Here is a 1,318-nt window from a genome sequence, read left to right as displayed (position 1 = left end):
AAATCCCACATGCTTTCCCACTTAGACGTGACTTGGGGACCTTAGCTGTAGGTTAGGGCTGTTTCCCTTTTGACGACGGACCTTAGCACCCGCCGTCTGTCTGCCGGACTAGACTCGTTGGTATTCGGAGTTTGGTTAGAATTGGTAGATCTCGCGACCCCCGCATCCATCCAGTGCTCTACCCCCAACGGCAATCATCCGACGCTCTACCTCAATAGATTTCGCGGAGAACCAGCTATTTCCCGGCTTGATTGGCCTTTCACCCCTAAACACAACTCATCCGATAATTTTTCAACATTAAACGGTTCGGCCCTCCAGTGCGTGTTACCGCACCTTCAGCCTGGTCATGCCTAGATCGCCGGGTTTCGGGTCTAATGCATCATACTCATGGTCGCCCTATTCAGACTCGCTTTCGCTGCGCCTACACCTAACGGCTTAAGCTTGCATGATACACTAAGTCACAGACCCATTATGCAAGAGGTACGCGGTCAGGTCATGAAGACCCTCCCACTGCTTGTAGGCATCCGGTTTCAGGTACTGTTTCACTCCCCTCATCGGGGTGCTTTTCACCTTTCCCTCACGGTACTGGTTCGCTATCGGTCATGTACGAGTATTTAGGCTTGGAGGGTGGTCCCCCCATGTTCAGACAGAGTTTCACGTGCTCCGCCCTACTCAAGTCCTGATGTTTCGTTTTCACATACGGGGCTGTCACCCGCTATGGCGCCACTTTCCAGAGGCTTCTGTTAACTAAACACCAGGCGCTGGCCTGGTCCGCGTTCGCTCGCCACTACTAACGGAATCTCGGTTGATGTCTTTTCCTCCGGGTACTGAGATGTTTCAGTTCTCCGGGTTCGCTTCACCAAAGCCTATTTTATTCAGCTTAGTGATACCTCTCCCATTTAACGCTGATCCAGCTTTCACTGGCGCAGCCTTAAATGGTGAAGGTGGGTTGTCCCATTCGGAAATCGCGGGATCAAAGCTTGCTCACAGCTCCCCCACGCTTATCGCAGCGTGCCACGTCCTTCATCGCCTGTACATGCCAAGGCATTCACCAGATGCCCTTACCTCACGCTTGAGAGCCCACACCACCAACGACAACCCTGACGGATCGTCCCGGCGCATGTGGTCATTAACTCAGCCAGATATTTATGTGATTACGAACACCTGTCGATCCTGGAGATTTGCGATCCCCGCCATCAACCGGCGCCGCACCACGGCATCGATTAAAAAACCCATTCACAATGTCAAAGAGGCACGCCTTCGCGCGCCATATCGCCGACCACATCGCTGTGGCGGCAAACCGCTACTCTTCATCTCT

1 rRNA gene is annotated in these 1,318 nt (G+C 53.2%); it reads right to left on the bottom strand.

The features are described from left to right. A 23S ribosomal RNA gene (locus SAB01S_RS17905) occupies positions 1-1,075 on the bottom strand; the annotation flags it as partial. Positions 1,076-1,318: the final 243 nt, after the last annotated feature.

This window comes from Sphingobium abikonense NBRC 16140 (assembly GCF_001598335.1).
In the GTDB taxonomy this organism is placed as follows: domain Bacteria; phylum Pseudomonadota; class Alphaproteobacteria; order Sphingomonadales; family Sphingomonadaceae; genus Sphingobium; species Sphingobium abikonense.
Note: the sequence above shows the minus strand (reverse complement) of the source record. Positions and strands in the feature narration are given on the sequence as shown.